Below are 23,718 nucleotides of genomic sequence, written 5' to 3' on the forward strand. Positions count from 1 at the left end.
TGGTTTTTTGTATGGCCTCTTGCTCTTTCGGGCAAGAGCGTTGGCAACAGGATGACTACATACAAGAAAGCTTCATAAAAATTGCCTTAGAACGCGAATACAAAGAGACCAAACATCCAAAACTGATACGTTGGCATAAACCTATTAAGCTATTTTTTGAAAGCGACCAAGGTGACGCCAGCCTGCAAAAAGAACTGCTCAGTGTCCATGCTCAGCATCTCGCCCAAATAACTGGCTTAACCATTGATTTTACGACATCACCTGAACAGGCCAATATTTTTGTCATTTTTACGTCTTACGACAACATGGAAAACAAAGTACGGCAGTATATCGGTGATCCAGAAAAAATTCGTAAAGCACTCGACGAGGCCATTTGCTTAGGCAATTTTAGTCGCAATAGCCAATTCGAGATAACCAAGGGCAGTATTATTATCCCTGTCGACTATGCACGCACAAAAGCACGCTTTTTAGATTGTATTGTAGAAGAAATCACACAACTACTGGGTCTTCCTAACGACTCTAACGATGTTTTCCCATCTGTCTTTAATGATGTCAGTGTAGATACTTACCTTAGCCCATTGGATTATTTATTACTGAAAGCACTGTACTCTCCTCATCTTAAGCCCGGCATGGATGTCGCACAAACAAAGGCAGCATTCGCCAAAGTTTTAGCCGAGCTGCATGCCAATAAAGACATAGAAAATGCGGTGCAACGCGTACAAAAAAACAGTTTAAAAACCTACCTAGGCGATTAATATCTACTGCACATAGTCTTCGACAAATCCTGCGATAGATCAATAATATTGGCCTTTTAGCCTACCTTCTCATAAATTGTGCTTATTCACTCTGCTTTTCCTACTCAAGTTAGGTAAAATGCGTCAACTGAAAATTTACACTGGAGAGTACTAATGTTTCCTGAGCTCAAAAATGATCGCTTTTTGCGCGCATTACTCAAACAACCTGTCGATACTACCCCTGTATGGATGATGAGACAGGCCGGACGTTACCTACCAGAGTATCGTGCTAGCCGCGCGACCGCTGGCGATTTTTTGAGCCTTTGTAAAAACGATGCATTCGCGTGCGAAGTCACTCTACAACCACTTGAGCGCTATGACTTAGATGCGGCGATTTTATTCTCCGACATATTAACCATTCCAGATGCAATGGGCTTAGGATTATATTTTGAGACAGGAGAAGGCCCCAAGTTTAGACATACAATTCGCAGCAAAGCCGATGTCGATGCCATCCCAATTACTCAAGCGAACGACTTAGATTATGTCATGAAGGCGGTAACAACCATTCGCCATGCACTTAATGGGCATGTGCCGCTGATTGGCTTTTCTGGTAGCCCATGGACGCTGGCAACTTATATGGTAGAGGGCGGTTCTAGCAAAGACTTCCGTCATATTAAAGCCATGATGTACCGTTCACCTGAAACCTTACACGCATTATTGAACAAGCTGGCAAAATCCGTTACAGCGTATTTAAACGGCCAAATATTGGCCGGCGCACAAGCCTTACAAATCTTTGATACTTGGGGCGGCGTTCTAAGTGGCCCTATGTACCAGCAGTTCTCACTGCTCTATATGAAACAAATTTTGGATGGCCTTATCCGAGTCCATGAAGGGAAAAGAATTCCTGTTATCCTATTCACAAAAAACGGTGGTCAGTGGTTGGAGAATATGGCGGCCACAGGACCAGATGCTCTGGGTTTAGATTGGACGACAGACATCGCAGAAGCACGTGCCCGCGTTGGTCACAGCGTGGCTTTACAAGGCAACATTGATCCTTGTGTACTCTATGCAGGCAAAGACGTTATCGAGCATGAAGTAGAAAACGTCCTATCCGGATTTGGTACTGGCAGTGGCCACGTCTTTAACCTTGGTCATGGTATTCATCAATTCGTACACCCTGATCATCCAAAATATTTGATCGATGCCGTACACACACTTGGAAGAAAATATCACGAACCTCAATACGATGATTTGGACGCATTAAATGGTCTTTAACAAATAAACCGTCCCAATTGAGCTTGGAGCCAATGGCAACACTTGGCTCCAAGCTCAATCAATCATGCCACCAAAGGTTCTAGGCCTTGCAGACATAACAATTCCGCACTTTTCTTTTGCTTCTTCCAACGGCCATCAGAGGCCATCATCAAGCACTCAAATGACTCATTGATATAGCAGCAAACATGGTCAACACCTCGACAATCAAGCCAAGACAGCCTTGCCAACATTCTGCCTGTTGATAGGGGAATCAACACCAGCCGCAGCATCAAATGGCGTTTCGTCCCCCTTACCTGATAACACGCCACATTCTGGGGCATTGACACACTGGATAGACGAATGCCGACTTTGGTTGACAATACATGCGCGATATCAGCGAAGAATGACGCTGATTTGTCCATAAACTGCTCGCTCGATATTATTTTTTTCATCTCAAGCCCTCCTATTTAGATGCAATCACACTCAAACCATTATTAAATGTAGATCATAACCCTCTAGCCTGTGGCGACTTTTACAATAGAGTGGTATTTTTAGATTAAATAATGCTTTATTCGTATGGAGAAGAAACATGAAATTAATTACGGCGATTGTTAAGCCTTTTAAACTGGATGAGGTGCGTGAGGCACTGTCTGAAATTGGGATTAACGGCATTACCGTCACCGAAGTGAAGGGATTTGGGCGCCAACGAGGCCATACAGAACTATACCGTGGTGCAGAATATGTGGTCGATTTTTTACCAAAAGTAAAACTAGAGCTCGCGGTTGAAACCGACCAAGTAGAGCGCGCTATTGAAGCGATTCAGCACAGCGCGAACACGGGCAAAATTGGCGATGGCAAAATTTTCGTTACTGCTCTTGAGCAAATCATTCGTATTCGTACTGGTGAAACAGGCGCGGATGCAATCTAGCCCTATGAATGCTGCTCAGCAGCATTAGCGCTATCCAATAAAAAAGAGGCCGATGCCTCTTTTTTATTGGATAGCCATCACCAACTAACCTTTGTCTGGAACTTTGATCGATAAAGTACCAAGATAACGATTCTGACGTTGCTCTATTTGACGAAAAATGGCAATGATCACAATACTAATGACCAAATAAATAGCACCTGCCGCCAAGAATATTTCCATTGGCGTATACGTTCTGGCGATAATGGTTCTCGCCATACCAGTGAGATCTAAAATGGTAATAGTACTCGCCAATGCACTGCCCTTAAGCATCAAAATGATTTCATTACCATAGGCTGGCAATACGATGCCAAACGCGCGCGGCAATAAAACTCGACGGTACATCTGCGTTTTGGTCATGCCTATGACTTTACAAGCCTCGACCTCTCCTTGAGGAATAGCCTGTATTGCACCACGGAAAATTTCAGCGGTATAAGCGGACGTGTTTAAGGTAAAAGCAATGATCGCACACCAATATGGCTCTTTTAGAATCGGCCACAAGACACTTTCACGAACGACATCAAATTGTGAAGCACCGTAGTAGACCAAAAAGATCTGCACCAACAGTGGAGTACCACGGAAGAAAAAGATATAGGCAAAGGGAATTGCTCTAATCCAAGCCACTGGAGAGATGCGCGCCAACGCAATAGGCAAAGCAAAAATCCCACCAAGCACGATGGAGATCATCACTAATTGAATACTGACCCAAGCCCCTTCAAGCAGGCGAGGGAAGTATTCAACAACAACCGAAAAATCCATACTTTATCCCCTCGCTAAGCCACGGCTTGCACGTTTTTCCAAATAAGAAACGAATACCATCGAAATAATGGTCAACGCTAAGTACATGAAAGCCGCCACCAAATAAAACAGAAACGCCTCCTTGGTACTGCTGACAGCAATATTCGCCTTACGCATAATATCGTCCAAGCCCACAACAGACACCAATGCGGTATCTTTTAGCAAGACCAAGAATAAATTCCCCAGCCCAGGTAACGCAATTCGCCATACCTGCGGCAAAATAATTCGATAAAATTTTCGAATCGGCCCCATTCCTAAAGCAATCGCCGCTTCATGCTGACCTTTTGGAATAGATTGTAATGCGCCACGAAAGACCTCTGTTGCATAGGCACCAAAAGTCAAACCAAGCGCCGTAACACCCGCTGCGAATGCACCAACCTCAATGTATTCGTCGTAACCAAACATCCCAGCTATGGCCATCAAAACGCTGGTTGCACCAAAGTAGATGATAAGCACGGTGAGGAGCTCGGGAATGCCACGAATAATGGTGGTATAGCCATGAGCAATCCACCTGAGTACTTTGAAAGAGGATAATTTAGCAGAGGCGCCTAATAATCCTAGAATCAAGCCAACAAACAGCGAACACATTGCCAGCTCTAAGGTCACAATAGCACCTTGTAGCAGCTGATCACCAAAGCCATGAAGATCAATCATAGTTTTTTCTCAGACTAAGCTTAACATCAGCCTATCGACATACAATGTCGATAGGCTGTAAGAAATATCAACTCTATAACCAGATCAAAAAGTCCACGCATGGCTTAACAGATAATCCATGCGCTGGGACCGTCACTTATCCAGTCAACTTAGTAGATAGAAAACGGGAAGTACTTAGCGTTAATCTTCTGATAAGTACCATCTGCTAAGATCTGATCAAGCGCTTTGTTCAGTTTTTCTTTCAGCTTGTCATCCCCTTTACGAACCGCGATACCAATGTTGTCTGTCTTCATAAAGGCATCGCCTTTGAATTCAAACTTGGCACCACTTTCAGATGTTTTCAACCAGTTATAAGTTGGTAGCTCATCAGATAAAACGATGTCTAAGCGACCCGCGACTAAATCCAAATAAACATTGTCTTGGTTATCGTAAAATTTAAGGTCCGCTTTCCCAGTGAAATTGTCTTCTAGGTATTGCGCGCCTAATGTTGCACGCTGCGCACCAATGGTTTTGCCAGAAAGATTGCTTAAGTCGAAATTGTCTCCTACACGCCCCATGAAGCGCAAACCACCAGAGTAATATTTGTTAGTGAAATCAACCACTTTCAAACGGTCTTCAGTAATCGACATAGAGGCAATAATAGCGTCGAACTTACGCACTTTCAGACCTGGAATCAAACCATCCCAATCCTGAGTTAAAATTTCACAATCTGCCGCCATCTTTGCACATAAGGCACGAGCGATATCCACATCAAAACCCTGAGGTTTTCCAGCTTCATCAATAAAGTTAAACGGTGCCCAAGCGCCTTCCGTCACAAAACGCACCTTATCAGCCGCCTGCACAGAAACCGATGATAATGCAGCGGTTAACAACAACGCAGAACCTAACACTACTTTTTTTAATTTCATTATAATCCCCTTGGAATATTTGTTTATTTGATCGTTTTTGCTTTTTTATAATGTCTTAACTAACCAAATGTGCCCTAAAACACACTGGATAAAAACGCCTTGCAACGCTCTGATTTTGGCGCACTAAAGACCTGACTTGGTGTGCCCTTTTCTTCCACTATACCCTGATGAAGAAAAACAACATCACTGGAGACTTCACGAGCAAAGTTCATTTCATGGGTCACAATGAGCATAGTACGTCCTTCTTCTGCCAAGTTACGCATCACCCCTAGCACCTCCCCCACTAACTCCGGATCCAATGCAGACGTTGGCTCATCAAATAAGATGACCTGAGGATCCATCGCTAATGTTCTTGCAATAGCGACACGCTGTTGCTGCCCACCAGATAACTGATTAGGGTACATATTTTTTTTCTCAGCGATGCCAACTTTGCGCAACAAATGCTCCGCGTACTCAGCCACTTCTTGTTTTGGGCGTTTTAACACATGAAGCGGCCCTTCCATGACGTTTTGCAAAATTGTCATGTGTGGCCACAAATTAAAACTTTGAAAAACAAAACCAATTTGTTGGCGCATCTGGGTAAGCTGCTTCATATTGTTGGCCACTAAATCCGATTCACCTTGTATCAGGTCAAGTTTGTTGCCATTGAAGACAATTTCACCACGAGTCGGGTTTTCAAGCATGTTGATGCAACGTAAGAAGGTACTTTTGCCTGATCCACTGGATCCAAGAATGGAGATGACATCACCGTCATAGGCTTTTAGGGAAATGCCTTTTAACACCTCAATATCGCCAAACGTTTTGTGAATATCGATGAGCTCTAACGCCGGGACTTTCGACATGTTTTCTACCTTTTTCATGTTATGAACTTATTATTTTTGACGTAAACTACACAACGTATTCGATAATCCCTTTAACACTAAACGCAAGCAACTTACACCCACAAAAAGAATACAATAATCACGCCAAGAATAATTCACCCATATTTTAAGTTACTTTTTCCATAGCTGCCTCTTTTTCTTGTCTATTTGGACAGTCTCTGAGGGTTTATTATGCATTTTTTTATAAATTGTATTACGTTCTTCACGAGGCGTGATGCCAAAAAAACCTTTATAAGTAGTACTAAAATGGGGCGCAGAACCAAATCCGCAGGCCATTCCGACCTCAGTAATACTTTTGTCTGTCTGAATAATCAACTGTTTAGCGTGTTGCAAACGTAATTCTAGGTAATACCGTGACGGAACAATGTCCAAATTGCTTTTAAACAGCCGCTCTAAATGCCGTCTAGAGACACCAACATGGAAAGCAATGTCATCTGAAGACAAGGGCTCTTGAATATTGGCCTCCATCAGTTGTACCGCCTCTACTAGCTTTGGTTGTCCAGTTCCAATCCTAGCCTGCAAAGGGATTCTTTGCGGATCTTCGTGTGTGCGAATACGCTCACAAACAAACTGTTCTGAAATGCTACTCGCTAGAGACATACCATGCTGCTTACCAATCAAAAAAAGCATCATATCCATCGCGGCGGTGCCTCCGCTACAAGTATAACGATCTCGATCGACTTCAAAAAGGTGATTTGAAACAATCGTCTGTAGAAACTCATCACGTAAATTCGCCAAACTACGCCAATGAATCGTTGCACGGTAACCATTTAGCAAGCCAGCTTTTGCTAATAAGTAACTTCCTGTACACACGCCTCCTAAAGCAACCCGTCTTTTAGCCTGTTTCTTTATCCAATTTTCTAAAGTCTCACTTTCGTTTTTTATCACAGGTGAGGCGCCACACACAAAAATGGCGTCCAAATCGCTCGGAGCATCACTTGTTAGATAGTCAGATACGGTTGTAACCCCCGTATTTGAAGGGGTTTGTTTTTCTTCATGACTAATAGTGCAGAAAGAATAAAGTTCTTTTCCTGTCACCCAGTTCGCCATGTGCAAGGTTTCAATGGCGGAAGAAAAACCTAACATAGAATAGTGCGGCAAAAGCAAAAAACCATATTTTAAGGGCTTTTTACTCGCCTGCATGATTTCTCTTGATGCGAATTCAGTCTTGTACAAAATATTATCCTGCGAACTATAGACAAAAAAGGAGTTTATTTCGTTTAAAATGGATAACAAAGGTTTTTTTCGTCTTGAGCAAGACTTTTTTAGCCCAATTAACCAGACATCATAACAATATGTCGCAATTAGATAAGTTAACAACTATCAAAGGAGTGAATTTTTCATAATAATCTTATTCAGAGTCCGAACCTTGTACTTCCGTAAAACTGCATTACAACTAGCTTTAATTAAGAACACCACAACGAGGGATGAGTTCTAATGACTGACCATAAAAAAAGCGAACTAATCGAACGCGTCGAAGTAGAAATAAACGAACACTTCAATGCGACCGAAGCCAACAACCTGATTCAACTTGCCCACCTCTACTTTCAGGACTCTCTAACGGAAGATCTGGTCAATGAATCTATTGAGAACCTATATGGTACCATCGTCTGTTTGTGGGATTTTTTGCAACAACGCCCCATTAATCAGCCAAAAGTGCGCGTTTACAATCCAAATTATGAAGAGCACAGCTGGCAGTCGACTCATACTGTCATTGAAATTTTAACAGACGACATGCCTTTCCTTGTGTCGTCTTTTAACATGGCACTCGTTCGCCTTGGCCACACCATTCATATGACCTCTCACCCAGTGGTGCCAGTTGAACGTAATAAAAAAGGCGAACTACAAGGCATTAACCTTGAGTCTAAAACACATGAAGCCCTCATGCGGTTTGAAATCGACCGCTTATCCGACATTAATTTGCTGGATAAAATAAAAGAAGAACTGCTTAACAGCTTAGTCGATGTGAAGAAAACCGTCGCTGACTGGCCTACAATGAAAGCGCGATTGAATGACATCATCAAAGAGTCTGAACAATTAGCTCATTTAAAAGGCAATGAAGAACATCAGGAAATCCTAGATTTCTTACGTTGGGTAGAAAATGATCATTTCACCTTTATTGGCTTTCGTGCATACGATCTCGCCGTGGAAGACAATGAGACCCACCTTAAATTAGTCGAAGGGTCTGGTTTAGGGACGTTCCGCGACATCAACGATAAAAAAGTCAAACGCGATATTGTATTAGAAAACAATCTTGCCAAACTTGCCGTTGACAGCAATAACATTTTAATACTGACCAAATCTACGGCAGTATCAACCGTTCATCGTCCGGTTCACCTTGACTACCTTGGTATTAAACGCTTCGATAAAAAAGGCAATGTCATTGGCGAATGGCGTTTCTTTGGTTTGTATTCATCTGCGGCTTACATTGCACGCTTGCAAGACATTCCCTTACTGCGCAAAAAACTCAATGTCATTGTTGAAAAAGCCAATGTAGATCCAAACAGTCATAAAGGCAAAAATCTCAAGCACATTTTAAACAGCTACCCTCGTGATGAGATGTTACAAGCACCGGTCGACGAGCTGTTTGTCACGATCGAAAGCATTCTGGCCATTCAAGAACGTCGTCAATTGCGTGTTTTCCTGCGTAAAGATATTTACGGTCGCTTTTTGAATGCCTTGGTATACGTACCGAGAGACCGTTACAACACAGAATTGCGCATCAAAATGCAAGACATTCTAATGAACGCTTGCAATGGCACCAGTTCTGAATTCAATGTACAGTTCTCGCAGCTTGTTTTGGCTCGAGTCAACTTCACTATTCAGATAGCCGACCCTAGCCAGAGCCCAAGCATCGACGTAGAAGACATTCAACGTAAGATGCAAGACGCAATGAGTTCATGGGAAGACAAATTACTCAATGCGCTCCATAAGAGCCATGGTGAAGAAAATGGCAACCGCTTATTTAATGATTATGTAGCGTATTTGCCAGCGGCTTACAGGGAAGATTTTTCTCCAAATGCAGCAGTATTAGACATTGAGCGTTTAAGTCAATTAGCGGGTGAAGGCGACACGTCTACACATATTTACCGCCAAGTTGGACAGGCAAAAAATAATTACTTCTTCAAAGTCTATGGTGCAGGCACGACGCTAGTGCTATCTGATGTATTGCCTATCTTAGAATACATGGGATTACGGGTGCTAGAAGCCCGCCCTTACGAATTGGATCAAAACGGTGATGGCACGACCAACACATGGGTTGTGGAATTTGCCATCAGTGTGGATGCCGATGTAAATCTTGAGAAAAACACTCAACGCGAAGCATTCCAAGACGCCTTTAACCAAGTCTTCCGTCGCCGTGTTGAAAACGACCGTTTTAACGCCCTTGTTCTTAGTGCATCCCTAACATGGCGCCAAGTCACCATGCTACGCGCGCTAACCAAGTACTTGATGCAGTTACAAGTCCCTTTCTCTTTGCAATATATGCAACAGACGCTAGAGAAAAATGCGGGCATCGCTCGCTTACTGGTACAACTTTTTGAACAACGCTTTGATCCGAGTCAAGAAGCAAAACGCGACGAAAAAGTGCAAAAACTACTGGAAAAAATTGATCTAGAATTGGATCAAGTTGCGAATTTGGATGAAGACCGCATTCTTAAGCACTACTTATCTGTGATTCAGGCCATGTTGCGCACCAACTTTTATCAAGCTGGCGCAGAAGGTGAAATCAAAGACTATGTGTCTTTCAAACTGGATCCATCATTAATTCCAGCCGTTCCTCTACCACGCCCGAAATTCGAAATTTTCGTCTATGCGCCGTGGGTCGAAGGTATCCACATGCGTGGTGGTAAAGTAGCTCGTGGCGGTCTGCGCTGGTCTGATCGTATGGAAGACTTCCGTACAGAAGTACTTGGCCTCGTCAAGGCGCAAATGGTGAAAAACGCGGTTATCGTTCCTTCTGGTGCTAAGGGTGGCTTCGTTGCCAAGCAACTGAAAAAGAACGCTTCCCGTGAAGAAGTTCAGGCAGAAGTTGTCCACTGCTACACCACGTTTATCAGTGGTTTACTAGACATTACTGACAACCTAATCAAGAACGAAGTGGTGCCCCCATTATCTGTGCTTCGTTACGACGAAGACGACCCATACTTGGTTGTGGCGGCAGATAAAGGCACAGCGACCTTCTCAGACTTAGCAAACAGTATTTCGGCGAAATATGGCTTCTGGCTAGGCGATGCTTTTGCTTCAGGTGGTTCAAACGGTTACGACCACAAGAAAATGGGCATCACCGCACGTGGCGCTTGGGAATCGGTGAAACGTCAGTTCAAAGAGATTGGCATTAACTGCCAAACAACAGACTTCACCGCAGTGGGCATTGGCGACATGGCTGGCGACGTATTTGGTAACGGCATGCTGTTGTCTAAACACATTCAGTTGGTTGCTGCTTTTAACCACATGCACATTTTCATCGACCCAACACCTGATGCAGCCACCTCTTTCGTGGAACGTGAGCGCATGTTCAAGCTACCTCGCTCTTCTTGGGAAGATTACAATAAAGACCTTATTTCGAAAGGCGGTGGTATCTTTAATCGCTCTGCGAAATCCATTCCTATTAATGCTGACATTCGTAAAGCGCTGGGCATTGAAGGCAATGTTAAATCCATGGCACCCACCGATCTTATCAACGCCATTTTAAAAGCGCCGGTCGACTTACTTTGGAACGGCGGCATCGGCACTTACGTAAAATCAGAAACAGAGTCTCATGCAGATGTTGGAGACAGCGCAAATAACGGACTGCGCGTAAATGGTAAAGAACTGCGCTGCAAAATTGTTGCAGAGGGCGGTAACTTAGGATTAACACAGTTAGGTCGAATTGAGTTTGCGCAAAAAGGCGGCTTGATCAGTACCGATGCGATTGACAACTCAGCAGGGGTAGACAGCTCGGATCATGAAGTCAACATCAAGATCCTGTTAAACCGTGTCGTTGAAAGCGGTGACTTAACCGAAAAACAACGTAACAGCCTATTGGCAGAGATGACCGATGAAGTCGGTAACCTCGTGTTACGCCATAACCGCGGTCAAAGCCATCTATTGTCTTTAGCCAATGCGCAGGCACCAGAACGCTTGGCCGATCACTGGCGTTTGATTCAATCTTTGGTACGCGAAGGTCGCCTAAACCGCGAGATTGAATATTTGCCAAGTGACGCACAGATCAAAAAACGTCTAAACAAAGGACAAGGCTTAACACGCCCTGAAATTTCTGTACTGCTGGCTTATTCAAAAATTAAGCTCTCTGAGCAATTGGTCGAAGATGGCATTGGCGAAGATGTGGATTTGACAACGCAGATCAACGAATACTTCCCAACCCAGTTGACCAAGCATTTTGGCGGACAAATGGCGTCGCACCCACTGATTCAAGAAATCATTGCGGGGCATGTAACCAACAATCTTGGCAATCGCATGGGACCCACCTTTAGCACCTACATGCAAGAGGAAACCAGCGCGTCGTCTTTGAATGTGGTTCGCGCCTACATGGCAGCAGAAGATATTTTTGGTATCCCTGCACTATGGGACGCCGTCAATAGTTTGGACTTTACCGTCGAAAACTCGGTTTTAAACGGCTTACTGATTCGGATTCAAGGACTACTAGAGCGAGCGACGCTTTGGCTATTGCGCAACACTCGCGAAAGTTTGTCCATCCAACGCTTGAAAGACGCTTACAAACCGGGTGTGGAAGTCATTAGAGCCAATATGCAGGCCATTTTGACAGAATCCAGCCAAGCGCATTTGGCTGACATTACGACGCGTCTTGTCGAACACAATATCCCAGTCGAGATAGCAGAGAGATTATCGTCTCTTCACTACCTCTTCTATGGACTAGACATTATTCGTGTCGCGGCAAACACCGAAACCGAAGTGCTGGATGTTGCTCAAACTTACTTTGCCCTTGAAATGGACCTAGAGTTGCATTGGTTGCGTCACAAAGTCAGTGAATTATCCGCCGATGATGTGTGGCAACGTCGTGCAAAAGGCGGGCTTGGCGATGAAATTGATAACAGCCTACGAACGCTCACCCAAGAAGTCATTCAATCCAGTGCGGACATTAAGAAACTGGAGCAACGTCTGACGCATTGGCGTGAATCAAACAATGACAGTATCAAGCATTACCGTGCCACTTTTAGCGAAATTAAAACCGAAAGTGAATTCACACTTGCGATGATCACTGTTGCTATTCGTGAGTTGAGAAATCTGATATAAACCAAAAGGTGGCCGTCATTGCGGCCACCTATTTTTAAGAGGCCTTTTTTTAAGATGGATAGAAAAGTGACAGAACAAGTAACGAGAGCAACCTTTGACGAAGTAATGGTTCCCAACTACGCACCTTCTGCAATTATTCCGGTGCGCGGTGAAGGCTCTCGCGTATGGGACAAAGAAGGCAAAGAATACATCGATTTTGCAGGTGGCATTGCCGTGACCGCACTGGGTCATTCCAATCCTAAACTGGTCGAGGTTATGCGTGAGCAAGCTGGACAAATTTGGCATTTATCCAATGTCATGACCAACGAGCCAGCCCTACGATTGGCGAAAAAATTGACCGAAAAAACCTTTGCTGACCGAGTCTTCTTTGCGAACAGTGGCGCTGAAGCCAACGAAGCTGCGTTCAAATTGGCTCGTCGTTATGCGTTTGATCATTTTGGTCCAGAAAAACACGAAATTATTGCTTTTTATAAATCCTTCCATGGCCGTACCTTGTTTACCGTTTCTGTCGGTGGTCAAGCCAAGTACAAAGAAGGCTTTGAGCCAACACCTGGTGGTATTAAGCACTGCGATTACAACAATATCGAACAATTAAAAGCCATTATTAGTGACAAAACCTGCGCGGTTGTGATGGAGCCAATTCAAGGCGAAGGCGGAATCATTCCCGCTGATATTGAATTTGCTAAACAAGTTCGCGAGTTATGTGATCAATACAATGCTTTATTGGTTTACGACGAGGTTCAATCCGGTGTTGGTCGTACTGGCACTTTATATGCCTACGAGCAACTCGGTGTGACACCTGACGTGCTGACCACAGCGAAAGCACTTGGCAACGGTTTCCCAGTTGGCGCGATGTTAGCCACAGAAAAAGCGGCCAAGAGCCTCGCTTTCGGTACTCATGGCAGCACTTATGGCGGCAACCCAATGGCTTGTGCTATTGCCGAGGCAGTAATTGATATTATTGATACACCAGAAGTGCTAGGCGGTGTTGCAAAACGTCATGACCTATTTTTTGATGGCCTAAAAGCCATTAACGAGAAGTACCACGTTTTTAAAGACATTCGCGGTATGGGTCTTTTAATGGGGGCAGAAGTCATTGACAGTCTAGCAGGCAAAGCGGGGGAGATTGTCAAAGCCGCAGCTGAAGAAGGCTTATTTGTGCTTGTTGCTGGCCCTAACGTATTGCGTTTAGCACCATCGTTGATCATCACCGAACAAGACATAGCTGACGGACTTGCTCGTCTTGATAAAGCCATTGCGACTGTGATTGCGAATAATCAAGCGGCGTAAGCAAGCTTGTGGTAAAAAGCATCAATAAATCGGGCTTCGGCCCGATTTTTATTTGTCTAGGCAAACAGAAATTAATTTACTGAATGTGCCTTCCCCGCCAACCTGAACCTGCCTTACCTCTTCTTCCTGTAGGGTAAGTTTCGTCATTATACGCGACGACATTTTCATTGCTCGCCCCTGTTCAAAAACAGACTGTTCATAACCTAAATATCGATTCAAATAGCAAGCCAGCGCTCCACTCGAACTGCCTGTAGCCGATTCTTCTGGGATACCAACCAAAGGCGCAAAGTTTCGACAACTGGCGGTATAGGACGAATTGGGAGGGTTCATTTCAAAAACATGAAAGCCAACACACCGCTGCTGTTGACAAAAACGCGCTATTGAATCCAAGTCCACCACGAGGCGATCCAACGCGCCATAGGGCACTGGAATTATTACGTCTACCAAACCTGTAGAGAGAGCCTGAATAGGCAAACCTAACTGAACAATAAGCCTTGATTCAATTCCAAGCATCGGCGCAATGTCTTCTGCATAAAACTCTGTAGACCAAATTGGCAAACCTTGGCTCATGAAAACATCACCATTTGATGCGACCTCAACATCCAGCACACCAGCTTTGGTTTCCTGTTGATAACAACCCGCATGAATATGCGTCAGGTGATGCAACAACCAAAAAGCACTTAATGTAGCGTGGCCACAAAAATCGACTTCTACCGTTGGGGTGAAAAAAGACAACTGGAAGTCCGCTTTATCACTTTGGTTAACAAAAGCGGTTTCTGACACACCCACTTGCTTCGCGATAGATTGCTTCTGAAAATCCGTTAACGTATCGGCCTGCAACACCACACCCGCTAAGTTACCACCCTGCCCTGATATTGAAAAAGCTTGAATCAGATACACATCAACTTGCGTCATGAAACCTTCCTATTGCCGTAATTCCATAGTCTAACAGACGGTTTTACCCAAAATGCGCTCACCATTGACCAATTATCGTCTTTTTTGCCAATTCATAATGAGCTGTTTGATTGTGATTATCACTTGAGTGGTTTAAGCTCCGCTAAGTGCCATTAACAACTTAGCGTAAATCAATGGCTTATGGATCATTCAACTGATGTAGAGAAACTAAACCGTGTTTCATTCTTTCTTCCCCAAACCCAAGCTCTTTTTCCTTAGTTTTGCATTGTGGGCACTCGTTTGTGTGATTGGCTGGTATGCAAAAGTCCAAGACCTAGGCAATGTATTAAGCCTTGGCTCACTATTTGGCATTTACTTTCCAGAGGCCTTAGCCGAAGGTGCTGACGCGGCTGCTCAAGCCGCTTTCCAAAGCGCACAAAGCACAGCATTTGATGTCTGGTTATACCAATACATGGCGGTTTGTTATGGACTGTTTATTGGTGGATGGGTGGTATATGGCGGCCAAAAGTGGGCAAAATGGTCTGTCGTTGGTTCGGGATTAATCGTTTTCATCACGTGGTTTCAAGTCCAAGTAAGCGTGATGTTAAATGAGTGGTATGGTAGTTTTTATGACCTTATTCAAAAAGCGTTAGCCGAACCCAATAGTATCCTGTTATCTGACTACTATGCTGAACTTTCCACTGTTGCGGTAATCATCATGGTCGCCATCACAGTATCTGTTCTGAGCAACTTCTTTGTCAGTCATTATGTATTTCGCTGGCGCACAGCCATGACAAGCTACTACACATCCAAATGGGATAAAGTACGTCATATAGAGGGTGCCTCACAACGTATTCAAGAAGACACTATGCGTTTCGCCTCAATTGTAGAGGGATTAGGGGTCAGCCTATTACGCTCTGTTATGACACTCATCGCATTTTTGCCGATTTTATGGGGACTTTCTGGATATGTTAAAACGCTACCGTTGATTGGCGAGGTTCCTCAGGCTTTAGTATTTACCGCAATTGTATGGTCTATTTTCGGCACCTTACTGTTGGCTTTGGCCGGGATAAAACTTCCAGGGTTGGAATTTAAAAATCAGCGCGTTGAAGCTGCTTACCGAAAAGAATTGGTCTACGGTGAAGATTACCATGACAGAGCAACCCCAATCAGTCTCAATGAGCTATTTGAAAATGTGCGTAAAAACTACTTCCGTCTTTACACCAATTATCTGTATTTCAACGTGGTACGTTATGGCTATTTAAACGTCGGTCAATTTGTACCATTGATTGTTCTCGCGCCATCTATTATTGCTGGCGCTTTTACACTCGGTATCATGCAGAGAGTATTAAACGCCTTTAACCAAGTGGAAAACTCTTTTCAATACCTGATTAATTCTTGGACAACCATCGTAGAGTTGCTATCTATCTACAAACGTCTAAAAGCCTTTGAAGCCGCTATTGATAACCAACCATTACCAGAAGAAGACAGTCGTTACTTAGAGACGCACAACACACCTTCTGAGTAGTTTTTTACTTTTCACAAAAAAGCCCCTTAGATAAGGGGCTTTTTTGCAAGTGCTTGTTGAAACAACAACTCAGACGTTTATATTAATATTCTGACCGAGATTATCGGTTGTGGAATGAGACCCACTGCTGGCGGCAGGGGTTACATTTCTTGTCGCTTGCGCCAATAGCGCCAAATCCTGTTCTGCTTTTTGCTGTTGAGCAGCTTTGGCTAAATTTGCGCTATATACTTCACTGGCATAATCCATCGCAGGACTACTCACACCATTAATACTTGGCATTTTTCCTCCTATCATTCTTTAAACCAATCACTAAATTGTAGCGGCAAATTGGTTAATTTACGAACATCTTTTTTGTAAAAAAGATCAAGGTAATGATTAAATAGAGTCATCGTGTGCAAAATTTTCCCAATACTGACTCACAAGATTTTGATTCTCCACAAGTGTGTCTTTTTGCACGACTCGTCCTTGTTGTTGCAAGCTTAGCCTGTGCGTCAAGGAGCGATAAAGGGTATAGGTATCCGTCATTTTTTCAGCCTGTTCTGCTCCAATCAACCCGACTAACGCTGCAGCTTCTAGTTGACGAACATTGTCAGAAAATCGCATCAGCTCGGGGTACTTACATGACCAAGCCAATACCAAATACTGCACCATAAACTCAATATCTATGATGCCACCCGCGCCTTGTTTGAGGTCAAAGCCTTTCTCTTTACCGCCCGTATCAAGATGGGCGCGCATTTTTTCGCGCATCTTGATCACTTCCGCTTTGAGCTGACTTCGCTCTCGAATCGATGCAATAATTTCTTTACGACAATCTTCAAATTTCGCCAATAAATTCGCTTCACCCGCTAAGCCGCGTGAGCGAGTCAGCGCTTGATGCTCCCAGACCCAAGCTTCTTTTTGTTGATAGTCTTTAAAGGCTTCTAAGCTAGAAACCAATAAACCAGAATTACCAGAAGGCCGTAGACGCATATCCACTTCATACAAACGACCCGCTGCGGTAAAACTGGTAAGCATATGAATAAGACGCTGACCCAGCCGCGTATAAAAAGTCAGGTTATCAATGCTTCGTTCACCATCTGTATGGCCCGTTGCTTGCGCATCATGAATAAACACAAGATCTAGGTCAGAATCGTACCCCAGTTCCCAGCCCCCTGATTTGCCATAACCAATAATCGCCAATTGTGGTGTCAACGCAACGTCACCTTGGCTAATAGGAAAACCATGTTTCTTAGTCAAATATTGCCAAGACTGTTGTAATACTTGATCCAAAAGCACTTCTGCCAACCAAGTTAGGTGATCACTCACCTTCATAACTGGCAATATTTCTGTGATATCACAGGCGGCAATACGTAAAATAATAGAGCGCCTGAAACGACGCATAGCGTCCATCTGGGCTTCTTCGTCGTCTTCAGGCAGTCGCAATAATATTTGCTGAAGCTCTTCCGCCAGCATGATTTTATCGGGCGGTGAAAATAAAGTATTGGCGTCCAGAAGCTCATCCAGCAATGCGGGTGTCGCTGAAATAGCTTCGGTGAACCACATACTTTCTCGACACAAACGAATAAGATGAGTCAATGCCGTTTGGTTTTCACACAACAATACTAGGTAGGCCGTACGGCGTAATACGGCTTCCAGTATTGGAAATACCCGTTCAAGCACTAAATCAGGATTGGCTTCATCGGTTAATTTGCTCATCAATGCGGCTAAAAATACCGCTAGCCGCTCTTGTCCAATTGGTTGCATAAACACGACTGTACGCGAACTAAGCAGTTGAGAAATGCGTGTAATATTGGCGTCTTTATCTTGCCAAGTGATCAGTTCAATAGCGTCCTCTATGGCTTCTCTGTCCTCTGGATGTTTGATCAGCAAGCGCCACGCTTCTTGATTTTTCACTTCTTCATTACTTTCATGACCATCGTCTATTAACGCCACAAAAGAACGATGTACGTTTTTGCGCACTTCCCACAAACGTTTATCCAATGCTTCCCATGATGAAAACCCTACTATCAAGGCAATACGTGTACGCGCTCTATCATCTTCTGGCAGTAATTGCGTTTGCTCATCATTCACCGCTTGCAATGCATGCTCAGTTCGACGGAGCAGCAAATAGGCTTCGCGCAATTGATCCATTTCTTCGACGGGCAAATAGTCATGCTTCGCCAGATAAGGCAAGACTTTCAGTAAGGCGGGGGTTTGCAACCCTTGGTCTCGCCCTCCATGTAATATTTGTAAAGCTTGAGCGATAAACTCAACCTCTCGAATACCGCCCTCCCCCAACTTAATGTTGTGTTCTATCCCTTTACGGCGCACTTCTTTGGCGATCATTTGCTTAAGATCACGCAATGCGCCAATGGCACCAAAATCCAAATATTTACGATACACAAAGGGCCTACGCAAGGCTTCAAATTCCCTTATATCTAGGGCGCTCCCAGACATGACGCGGGCTTTGATCATGGCGTAACGTTCCCAGTCTCGTCCTTGATCTTGGTAATAGTTTTCCAATGAGTCCATGTTTAAAACTAAGGCACCAGACTGGCCAAAAGGTCGCAGACGCATATCCACCCGAAAAACAAAGCCATCTGCGGTCACTTGATCCAAATGTTGAATGAGCTTTTGACCGAGCTTGGTAAAATACTCCTGATGCGACAAGCTTTTCTTTCCGCCTTGTGTGTCCCCATGCTCACGAAAGGCAAAAATCAAATCAATATCGGAAGATAAATTGAGTTCATTGCCTCCCAATTTCCCCATGCCGATGACAATCATGGATTGAGGCAGTCCTTGACTGTCTAACGCCTGACCATATAAGGCTAAGTAGTGTTGTGTCGTCCATTGCAAACTGGCATTAACGCAGGCGTCTGCTAAAGCACTCAAACGAGCGGTAAGCTCGGTCAAAGATAGCCGTTGCTGTATGTCTAGGGCAATCAATCGCACCATCCACCACTGACGATATAAGCGTAAGCGTTTGATAAACCCCGTCTCATCTAATACCACTTGGGAAGCTTGGGAGCAGGCACTTGCTTCATGAGAGAAAAAGCTTTCCCCTGCCATCAAGGCCTCTTTTGAAGGCCGTTCAGGTAGTTTCTCTAGCACCAGCAAATCATCTAACCAACCAGGAAAACGTATGCACTGCTTATGCAAGTAATCACTTAACACCCATAAAGGCTCTAAGACAGCAATATGCTCAGTGCTCAATGCAGCAAGACCCTGTCTCTGTCTGGCCTCTTGAACCTGCTCTAACAGCAAAAAACGGGAAGTAGATTGCTCACAAAAAAGCGTATAATTGGGATTCAGATGTGGGGGAGTCAAAAGAGGTTTCCTTACTTTTTTATTTTTACGTCATCACGACAAACATTAGCCTAAGCGGTTTGTTGATTTAACCATTGGCCAACCATAAGCATCGCTATACCAATTTGCTTTATACTGGCTAACTTTGTCAACATCATAGCTTCTTCGACCATCAGACATGACTCTAGATGCCGATCAAGATCGTTTAATACTTTGACCAAATCATTAGGCAGATAAGCAGTTAATTGTGATACCGAATGACGAAAAGGCTGCAAAAGCGCCTCGTCTTGCATAAAATGCATAGCCTCCCAATAAACTAACCATACTTCATACCAATAAGCAGCCAACGTGATCGGATTCGCAGTATGAAGAGGTTTATTAGGAAACTCTATTTGCCCATATTTCAAACGCACGCCTCTCTGCGCCTTTGAGACAATGCTCACTTGGACAGGCACGCGCTCTGCTAGTTGTAACGCGAACTGATACAAAGCCGCCTCATTCCCTTCTTTAAGCTCTAGCTCTAACTCGCAAATCGCATCTTCACCATAGGGAGAAGTCACCAAACCATGGTCACAGACGACTTCCATTTTGGTGTCTTGAAACCGAACGTTCCAAACTTGCCTCTCAAAATCGGTACGATAAACTTCGATCAGCTCTCTACTCCAAGACATATCCTTCAGTGCATCAGGTAATGGAACCTCAGCCAAAAGGGACAAATCCAAATTATCATTTGGTAAAAACCATTCCCATTCGCCACGAGCATGCATACCGATACGATCACTGCCACGCGTTTTAACCGTTTGAATAAATTGGTCATTCACAGCACGGATACGCAGCGCCATGCCTCCTTGCATTAAGCTTGCCTCTGCGGTATCAAAATACGCGTTCATCAAAGACAAGGTAGGCTGGCGAGATTGTCCATCCGTCGCTGAAAATGTACAAATTTCATCAAGAAAGTCACTTGCGGACTTGAGATACTCGGAGTGAAGCATTAACTTTAGCTCTAGCTCGGTAGCCATAATATACAAACCTCTAAAACCTTTGCTGTTGAGCAAACAACAAAGAAAAATAATGTGCGAGCAAGTGTACCAGATGCCTAGCTTACAGTAGTAATATTCGAAAATAACTTGGATTCAAGGAATACCCTTTATGCCCGCACTTCCATCGCTCATTAGTATGATGTCACAACTTGTTGCATCGCCTTCTATCAGTTGTAGTCAAGCTCACTGGGATCAGTCAAATAAAGGCGTCATTCAATTACTCGAAAGCTGGCTAAGCTCCCAAGGCTTTCAATGCGAAGTCATGCCACTGCCTGATCAACCAAACAAGTTCAACCTCATTGCGACGTTAGGAACTGGCGATGGCGGTTTGGTTCTGGCAGGGCATACCGATACCGTTCCTTACGATAAAGGCCGCTGGAAATCTGATCCATTCAAACTGGAAGAAAGAGACCAAAAGCTTTACGGTCTTGGTAGCTGCGATATGAAGGGATTTTTCGCCATCGTGCTTGATACCGTTCGTCATATGCAGCTATCTGATGTAAAACAGCCGCTTATCATTTTGGCGACCGCAGACGAAGAAAGCTCCATGTCTGGCGCACGCGCTTTGGTTGATCAGAATAAAATCAAAGCAAGATACGCCCTAATCGGTGAGCCAACCTCATTAACCCCAATATATGCCCACAAAGGCATTATGATGGAGCGCATTCAAGTCACAGGCCAAGCAGGACATTCTTCCAATCCTTCTTTGGGAAATAATGCCTTAGATGCCATGCATGCCGTCATGTCAGAGTTAATGATCTTTCGCCAGCAGCTGAAAGCAAACTATCGTGATGCCAGCTTTGTCATCGATTATCCAACTATGAACTTTGGTTGTATCCACGGTGGTGATAATCCCAATCGAATATGTGGCCGTTGTGAACTGGAATTTGACTTACGGGCCCTGCCAGGCATGAGCAACCAAGCCTTAATGGCAGAAATCGCTCAAATATTGCCCCGTATCGAAGAAAAAACTGGCACAATAATACAGTTGAGTAGTTTATTTGCTGATGTGCCGTCTTTTTATACGCCTATTGAATCGGATATCATAAAAGCATGTGAGGCTTTAACGAATCGTCAAGCGAGTACGGTCGCTTTTGCGACAGAAGGTTCATTCTTAAATCAGCTTGGAATGGAAACATTAATACTAGGACCTGGATCGATTGATCAAGCCCACCAACCAAATGAATTCATGGCCTTAGATCAAATTCAACCTATGCAAGAGGTAATTCGCGGCCTAATAGAGCGGTTTTGCCTTCAAACAAACGAGCAAAAAAATGAGGAACAGCGTGCCTGAAGATCTCAAATATGTGGACTGGTTCCGCCATTCATCCCCTTATATCAATGCCCACAGAGGAAAAACCTTTGTCATACTTATTCCAGGGGAAGCCGTCGAATGCACACATTTCTCAAGTATCATTCATGACCTTGCCTTGCTGGACTCTCTCGGAATCCGTTTAGTATTGGTGCAAGGGGCACGTCCACAAATCAATAGAATTCTAGAAAATAAGCGCATTGTTAGTCGCGTGGAAGACAATTACCGCATTACACCGCAAGATCAATTACTGGATGTTATTCAAGCGTCAGCAGCCGTACGCGTTCAATTGGAAGCACAACTTTCTATGGGCTTGTCTAATACCCCAATGGATGGCGCTCGCTTGAAAGTTTGCAGTGGCAACTATGTCATTGCCCGCCCTCTAGGCGTTGTCGACGGTATAGACTATGGACATTCCGGCGAAGTTCGTCGAATCGACACAGAAGCAATTTTTCGTTTGCTGGAAGACGATAACATGGTGCTTCTACCACATCTTGGTTTTTCACCTACAGGAGAAGTCTTTAACTTAAAAAGTGAAGATGTTGCTATTCAAGCCGCCATTCAACTTAAAGCGGATAAATTGGTCATCTTTTCTGAAGAAGAAGGGGTTTTTAAAGAAGACGGCGAACTGTACTCAGAGCTATTGACCAAAGACGCTGAGGCCATTCTCAAGGCGAAATCACTGTCAAATATTACCCATGCCGCCTTGGACGCCTGTGTTCAAGCGGTTCGTCAAGGCGTACCAAGAGCACACTTGATCTCTTATAACGAAAACGGCGGCCTATTAAGAGAACTCTTCACCCGTGAAGGCTCTGGCACCATGATAGACGAAGACAGTTATGAACAGCTTCGCCCCGCTCACATTGATGATGTTGGTGGCATGATGGCACTTTTGTCACCGCTAGAAGAAAAAGGCATCTTGGTAAGACGCTCAAGAGAATTACTTGAAAACGAAATAGATAGATTTATTGTGATCGAGCGTGATGGTGCAATAGTCGCTTGCGCTGCACTCTATCCGTTTGAGCAAGAATATGCCGGAGAATTGGCTTGTCTTGCTGTGTCACCTGACTATCGTGGTTCAAACCGTGGAGAACGACTCCTGAAAGGTATAGAGCAAGCAGCTAAGCAGCAAAACCTCTCGACGCTCTTCCTGCTAACCACTCGTACTGCACACTGGTTTATTGAACGTGGCTTTAGTGAAACCACATTAGCCAGCCTACCTACACAAAAACAAGCGCTGTATAACTACCAGAGAAACTCTAAAATATTTTCCAAACCTCTGTAAACCTTTGCTGCGACACTGAGCAAATAAAGTCGGGCCAATGGTGTGTAGTTTACCACGGCCCGCTGTCTATTTTTTAGTCTAATGTGGAACAGTACTGGTCAAATTCCACTAAAATATACAATTCATTATCGTGCTGAATCGTGCCTTGTATGCAACTGTGCTCTCGGTATTCAAGCCCTTGAATGTCATTTTTTTCCGGTAAGTCCATCACCCGCTCGACACTTTCTACTCGAATGCCGAAATAGCCAGCAGGCAAATCCAATACAATAATATGCCCTTCTTCCTCACAATCGGCAGGATCTAAATTCAGCAAATGGGTACCGTATAACACGGTCACCATATGACCCCGAACATCAATCATGCCCTCCACACCTTCACGAGCGCCAGGCACAGGAGCTGGAGACTGATAACTTAACACTTCTTTAATATTTGACAACGGATGAACGTAACGCTCTTCTCCCAGTCGAAAACAGATCCCTTTTTCTGTGGTTGGCTCCACGAATAAACCTCCAAAAATTATGCATGACATGAACAATAAATATTCTAAAAAGTCTTTAATCAATAAAAATACTTACATGTCTAATCTTTTTATTCAAGTTTTAGACATCGAGTAGGGGGAGGCGTTACCGCCTCATC

19 protein-coding genes are annotated in these 23,718 nt (G+C 44.1%); 8 read left to right on the forward strand and 11 right to left on the reverse strand.

What is annotated here, in order from left to right; genetic code table 11:
- Positions 1–11: 11 nt before the first annotated feature.
- On the forward strand, positions 12–755 hold the full coding sequence (locus DKT73_RS15410) for a DUF2927 domain-containing protein (protein WP_232827898.1): 744 nt from the start codon (positions 12–14) through the stop codon (positions 753–755).
- 153 nt (positions 756–908) lie between these two features.
- On the forward strand, positions 909–2,009 hold the full coding sequence (hemE, locus tag DKT73_RS15415) for a uroporphyrinogen decarboxylase (protein WP_111639444.1): 1,101 nt from the start codon (positions 909–911) through the stop codon (positions 2,007–2,009).
- A gap of 62 nt (positions 2,010–2,071) precedes the next feature.
- On the opposite strand, the gene DKT73_RS15420 is transcribed toward hemE, so the two are convergent.
- Positions 2,072–2,440, reverse strand: a complete 369-nt coding sequence (locus tag DKT73_RS15420) for a hypothetical protein (RefSeq protein WP_111639445.1) — start codon at positions 2,438–2,440, stop codon at positions 2,072–2,074.
- A gap of 137 nt (positions 2,441–2,577) precedes the next feature.
- Here DKT73_RS15420 and DKT73_RS15425 point away from each other — a divergent pair, with 137 nt between their 5' ends.
- The gene (locus tag DKT73_RS15425) at positions 2,578–2,916 is read left to right on the forward strand and encodes a P-II family nitrogen regulator (RefSeq protein ID WP_111607907.1); all 339 of its coding nucleotides are present in this window, start codon (positions 2,578–2,580) and stop codon (positions 2,914–2,916) included.
- 84 nt (positions 2,917–3,000) lie between these two features.
- Here DKT73_RS15425 and DKT73_RS15430 read toward each other — a convergent pair whose 3' ends face one another.
- The 5 genes from DKT73_RS15430 to DKT73_RS15450 form a co-directional block, all read right to left on the reverse strand.
- Positions 3,001–3,711 carry an ABC transporter permease gene (locus DKT73_RS15430; protein ID WP_111639446.1) on the reverse strand — a complete coding sequence of 237 codons (711 nt, stop codon included), beginning with the start codon at positions 3,709–3,711 and terminating at the stop codon, positions 3,001–3,003.
- 3 nt (positions 3,712–3,714) lie between these two features.
- Positions 3,715–4,404, reverse strand: coding sequence for an ABC transporter permease (locus tag DKT73_RS15435; RefSeq protein ID WP_111639447.1), 690 nt, complete (start codon positions 4,402–4,404; stop codon positions 3,715–3,717).
- Between the two features lie 149 nt (positions 4,405–4,553).
- Positions 4,554–5,312 carry a transporter substrate-binding domain-containing protein gene (locus DKT73_RS15440; protein ID WP_111639448.1) on the reverse strand — a complete coding sequence of 253 codons (759 nt, stop codon included), beginning with the start codon at positions 5,310–5,312 and terminating at the stop codon, positions 4,554–4,556.
- A 74-nt stretch (positions 5,313–5,386) separates the two neighbouring features.
- A complete protein-coding gene (locus DKT73_RS15445) occupies positions 5,387–6,154 on the reverse strand; it encodes an ABC transporter ATP-binding protein (RefSeq protein ID WP_111639449.1) in 768 nt (255 codons plus the stop codon).
- 150 nt (positions 6,155–6,304) lie between these two features.
- Positions 6,305–7,336 (reverse strand): GlxA family transcriptional regulator, encoded by a 1,032-nt coding sequence (locus tag DKT73_RS15450; protein WP_111639450.1) that lies wholly within the window; start codon positions 7,334–7,336, stop codon positions 6,305–6,307.
- Between the two features lie 294 nt (positions 7,337–7,630).
- On the opposite strand from DKT73_RS15450, the gene DKT73_RS15455 reads away from it, so the two are divergent.
- Both DKT73_RS15455 and DKT73_RS15460 read left to right on the forward strand, forming a co-directional pair.
- Entirely contained in the window at positions 7,631–12,448 is a 4,818-nt protein-coding gene (locus DKT73_RS15455; protein WP_111639451.1) for an NAD-glutamate dehydrogenase, read from the forward strand.
- A 54-nt stretch (positions 12,449–12,502) separates the two neighbouring features.
- Positions 12,503–13,738 carry an aspartate aminotransferase family protein gene (locus tag DKT73_RS15460; protein WP_111639452.1) on the forward strand — a complete coding sequence of 412 codons (1,236 nt, stop codon included), beginning with the start codon at positions 12,503–12,505 and terminating at the stop codon, positions 13,736–13,738.
- 48 nt (positions 13,739–13,786) lie between these two features.
- On the opposite strand, the gene DKT73_RS15465 is transcribed toward DKT73_RS15460, so the two are convergent.
- Positions 13,787–14,653: a PhzF family protein gene (locus tag DKT73_RS15465; RefSeq protein WP_111639453.1), complete on the reverse strand. Its 867-nt coding sequence runs from the start codon at positions 14,651–14,653 to the stop codon at positions 13,787–13,789.
- Positions 14,654–14,867: 214 nt separating this feature from the next.
- On the opposite strand from DKT73_RS15465, the gene sbmA reads away from it, so the two are divergent.
- Entirely contained in the window at positions 14,868–16,160 is a 1,293-nt protein-coding gene (gene sbmA, locus DKT73_RS15470) for a peptide antibiotic transporter SbmA (protein WP_111639454.1), read from the forward strand.
- Positions 16,161–16,229: 69 nt separating this feature from the next.
- On the opposite strand, the gene DKT73_RS15475 is transcribed toward sbmA, so the two are convergent.
- From DKT73_RS15475 to DKT73_RS15485, 3 genes are all read right to left on the reverse strand, one after another.
- On the reverse strand, positions 16,230–16,439 hold the full coding sequence (locus tag DKT73_RS15475; protein WP_111639455.1) for a hypothetical protein: 210 nt from the start codon (positions 16,437–16,439) through the stop codon (positions 16,230–16,232).
- 96 nt (positions 16,440–16,535) lie between these two features.
- Positions 16,536–19,466 carry a bifunctional [glutamate--ammonia ligase]-adenylyl-L-tyrosine phosphorylase/[glutamate--ammonia-ligase] adenylyltransferase gene (glnE, locus tag DKT73_RS15480; RefSeq protein ID WP_111639456.1) on the reverse strand — a complete coding sequence of 977 codons (2,931 nt, stop codon included), beginning with the start codon at positions 19,464–19,466 and terminating at the stop codon, positions 16,536–16,538.
- A 50-nt stretch (positions 19,467–19,516) separates the two neighbouring features.
- On the reverse strand, positions 19,517–20,464 hold the full coding sequence (locus DKT73_RS15485) for a CYTH domain-containing protein (RefSeq protein WP_111639457.1): 948 nt from the start codon (positions 20,462–20,464) through the stop codon (positions 19,517–19,519).
- A gap of 130 nt (positions 20,465–20,594) precedes the next feature.
- On the opposite strand from DKT73_RS15485, the gene argE reads away from it, so the two are divergent.
- Positions 20,595–21,779 (forward strand): acetylornithine deacetylase, encoded by a 1,185-nt coding sequence (argE, locus tag DKT73_RS15490; protein WP_111639458.1) that lies wholly within the window; start codon positions 20,595–20,597, stop codon positions 21,777–21,779.
- On the forward strand, positions 21,760–23,082 hold the full coding sequence (gene argA / locus DKT73_RS15495; protein ID WP_111639459.1) for an amino-acid N-acetyltransferase: 1,323 nt from the start codon (positions 21,760–21,762) through the stop codon (positions 23,080–23,082). The genes argE and argA overlap by 20 nt, the downstream gene beginning before the upstream one ends.
- A gap of 73 nt (positions 23,083–23,155) precedes the next feature.
- Here argA and DKT73_RS15500 read toward each other — a convergent pair whose 3' ends face one another.
- A complete protein-coding gene (locus DKT73_RS15500; protein WP_157959196.1) occupies positions 23,156–23,581 on the reverse strand; it encodes a chemotaxis protein CheW in 426 nt (141 codons plus the stop codon).
- Positions 23,582–23,718 lie beyond the last annotated feature (137 nt).

Origin of the sequence: Marinomonas shanghaiensis (assembly GCF_003259175.1) — a bacterium.
GTDB classification, from domain to species: domain Bacteria; phylum Pseudomonadota; class Gammaproteobacteria; order Pseudomonadales; family Marinomonadaceae; genus Marinomonas; species Marinomonas shanghaiensis.

Coding starts and splice junctions, on each gene's coding strand:
- DKT73_RS15410 (WP_232827898.1), top strand. CDS start 12: ATGGCCTCTTGCTCTTTCGGGCAAGAGCGTTGGCAACAGGATGACTAC.
- hemE (WP_111639444.1), top strand. CDS start 909: ATGTTTCCTGAGCTCAAAAATGATCGCTTTTTGCGCGCATTACTCAAA.
- DKT73_RS15420 (WP_111639445.1), bottom strand. CDS start 2,440: ATGAAAAAAATAATATCGAGCGAGCAGTTTATGGACAAATCAGCGTCA.
- DKT73_RS15425 (WP_111607907.1), top strand. CDS start 2,578: ATGAAATTAATTACGGCGATTGTTAAGCCTTTTAAACTGGATGAGGTG.
- DKT73_RS15430 (WP_111639446.1), bottom strand. CDS start 3,711: ATGGATTTTTCGGTTGTTGTTGAATACTTCCCTCGCCTGCTTGAAGGG.
- DKT73_RS15435 (WP_111639447.1), bottom strand. CDS start 4,404: ATGATTGATCTTCATGGCTTTGGTGATCAGCTGCTACAAGGTGCTATT.
- DKT73_RS15440 (WP_111639448.1), bottom strand. CDS start 5,312: ATGAAATTAAAAAAAGTAGTGTTAGGTTCTGCGTTGTTGTTAACCGCT.
- DKT73_RS15445 (WP_111639449.1), bottom strand. CDS start 6,154: ATGTCGAAAGTCCCGGCGTTAGAGCTCATCGATATTCACAAAACGTTT.
- DKT73_RS15450 (WP_111639450.1), bottom strand. CDS start 7,336: ATGCAGGCGAGTAAAAAGCCCTTAAAATATGGTTTTTTGCTTTTGCCG.
- DKT73_RS15455 (WP_111639451.1), top strand. CDS start 7,631: ATGACTGACCATAAAAAAAGCGAACTAATCGAACGCGTCGAAGTAGAA.
- DKT73_RS15460 (WP_111639452.1), top strand. CDS start 12,503: ATGGATAGAAAAGTGACAGAACAAGTAACGAGAGCAACCTTTGACGAA.
- DKT73_RS15465 (WP_111639453.1), bottom strand. CDS start 14,653: ATGACGCAAGTTGATGTGTATCTGATTCAAGCTTTTTCAATATCAGGG.
- DKT73_RS15475 (WP_111639455.1), bottom strand. CDS start 16,439: ATGCCAAGTATTAATGGTGTGAGTAGTCCTGCGATGGATTATGCCAGT.
- DKT73_RS15485 (WP_111639457.1), bottom strand. CDS start 20,464: ATGGCTACCGAGCTAGAGCTAAAGTTAATGCTTCACTCCGAGTATCTC.
- argE (WP_111639458.1), top strand. CDS start 20,595: ATGCCCGCACTTCCATCGCTCATTAGTATGATGTCACAACTTGTTGCA.
- argA (WP_111639459.1), top strand. CDS start 21,760: ATGAGGAACAGCGTGCCTGAAGATCTCAAATATGTGGACTGGTTCCGC.